We start from the raw sequence: 1812 nt of genomic DNA on the forward strand, positions 1-1812 counted from the left end.
AAGGAGTAAACCTTGCTTTTGTCGAACTTAGCTAAAGCTTCTTTTCTTTTCTTAGATACTTTTGCCATTTGGTAATTTCTTTTTTTTTGTTCTACAAATGCTTAAGACTTAGTCTTTACTTTAAAGGTGATTCGCCTGTAACCTTAACACCCATACTACGTGCTGTACCTGCTACCATGCTCATTGCTGATTCAATTGTGAAGCAATTTAAGTCCTTCATCTTATTTTCAGCAATACTACGAACTGTATCCCAGCTCATAGAACCAACTTTTGAACGGTTAGGTTCTTTTGAACCTTTAGCAATCTTAGCAGCTTCAAGAATTGAAGCAGCAACTGGTGAAGCTTTTACAATGAAATCAAATGATTTGTCCTTATACACAGTAATAATAACTGGAAGAACTTTTCCAGCTTGATCTTGTGTACGAGCATTGAATTGCTTGCAAAACTCCATGATGTTAACACCTTTTTGACCCAATGCTGGACCAACAGGTGGTGCAGGGTTAGCGGCTCCTCCTTTGATTTGCAGTTTAATTAATCCGCTTACTTCTTTCATTTTAATTTTTATAAAAGTTAAATGAAAACAAAATTTTCAAGATTCTATACTACTCTCTTTTTACTTGGAAATAGCTTAACTCAAGTGGTGTTTTGCGACCGAATATCTTTACCATAACTTTGAGCTTTTTCTTCTCATCATTAACTTCTTCGATAATGCCACTAAAACTACTGAATGGTCCGTCGTTCACCAAAACAGTTTCACCAACTATGAATGATAAATCACTACCTTCACCCATTTCTGTGAGTTCATCTACTTTACCTAAAATACGACAAACTTCAGATGGACGAAGTGGATCTGCCTCTCCTTTTGTGCCAAGGAATCCTAAAACATGAGGAATATCCTTGATAGCATGAGATACTTCTCCGGTTAAGACAGCTTCAATTAAAACATAACCTGGCAAGTAATTTCTTTCCTTGCTGATTTTTTTTCCATTTCTAACTGAATAAACTTTCTCTGTTGGGATAAGTACTTGTGAAATCAGAGACTGCAAATCAGCACGTCTAGAAATTTCAGCGTCAAGATATTCTTTAACCTTTTTCTCTTTACCGCTGACTGCTCTTATAACATACCATTTTTTTTCGTTCTGTTCACTCATCACAAATAGAAATTAAAAGTAATTAGAATGTTGATTATTCAAACACCTTTAATTAGAAAATACGATAAAAGTTTTCTAATAAAGTTTCAAAAGACTTATCCATCAGATAAACCACCAAAGCGATTATTAGGGAAGCAATGGATACGACGATTGCACTACTTTGGAGTTCCTTCCAAGTTGGCCAAGAAACTTTCTCAACTAACTCAGTATAACATTCTTTAACGTAGTTTATAAACCTTTTCATTTTGTTTGAACTATTTTATTTATTAGCACAGGCAGAAGGACTCGAACCCTCAACCAATGGTTTTGGAGACCACTACTCTACCAATTGAGCTATGCCTGTGTGTAGGGTGCAATTAAGCACCCATATATTTAATATTATCAATCTTCAAGGAGTTCAATAACTTGACCTGAACCAACTGTTCTACCACCTTCACGGATAGCGAAACGGAGACCTTTGTCCATAGCGATTTCAGCGATCAAGTTTACTTCGATTGTAACGTGGTCACCTGGCATAACCATTTCCATACCTTCTGGTAATAAGATTTCGCCTGTAACGTCTGTTGTTCTGAAGTAGAATTGAGGACGATATTTGTTTCTAAATGGAGTGTGACGACCACCTTCTTCTTTTGAAAGAACGTAAACTTCACCTTTGAAGTGG

Annotated in this window: 3 protein-coding genes, 1 tRNA gene and 1 pseudogene; all 5 read right to left on the bottom strand. The window is 36.1% G+C overall.

The features are described 5' to 3' along the window. Positions 1-115 precede the first annotated feature (115 nt). The gene (gene rplK / locus ACKI3Q_RS02165; protein ID WP_407413836.1) at positions 116-553 is read right to left on the bottom strand and encodes a 50S ribosomal protein L11; all 438 of its coding nucleotides are present in this window, start codon (positions 551-553) and stop codon (positions 116-118) included. Positions 554-602: 49 nt separating this feature from the next. Beyond that, positions 603-1151, bottom strand: a complete 549-nt coding sequence (nusG, locus tag ACKI3Q_RS02170) for a transcription termination/antitermination protein NusG (protein ID WP_407413838.1) — start codon at positions 1149-1151, stop codon at positions 603-605. A 52-nt stretch (positions 1152-1203) separates the two neighbouring features. Then, on the bottom strand, positions 1204-1395 hold the full coding sequence (secE, locus tag ACKI3Q_RS02175; protein WP_407413840.1) for a preprotein translocase subunit SecE: 192 nt from the start codon (positions 1393-1395) through the stop codon (positions 1204-1206). 26 nt (positions 1396-1421) lie between these two features. Then, a tRNA-Trp gene (locus ACKI3Q_RS02180) sits at positions 1422-1494 on the bottom strand. Between the two features lie 38 nt (positions 1495-1532). Beyond that, positions 1533-1812 (bottom strand): annotated as a pseudogene (gene tuf, locus ACKI3Q_RS02185) (elongation factor Tu); the annotation flags it as partial.

The sequence above is a fragment of the Methanobrevibacter sp. genome (assembly GCF_045636185.1).
Taxonomy (GTDB): domain Archaea; phylum Methanobacteriota; class Methanobacteria; order Methanobacteriales; family Methanobacteriaceae; genus Methanocatella.

Bases quoted from the DNA above. Each gene is read 5' to 3' on its own strand.
- rplK (WP_407413836.1), bottom strand. From the start codon at position 553: ATGAAAGAAGTAAGCGGATTAATTAAACTGCAAATCAAAGGAGGAGCC.
- secE (WP_407413840.1), bottom strand. From the start codon at position 1,395: ATGAAAAGGTTTATAAACTACGTTAAAGAATGTTATACTGAGTTAGTT.
- nusG (WP_407413838.1), bottom strand. From the start codon at position 1,151: ATGAGTGAACAGAACGAAAAAAAATGGTATGTTATAAGAGCAGTCAGC.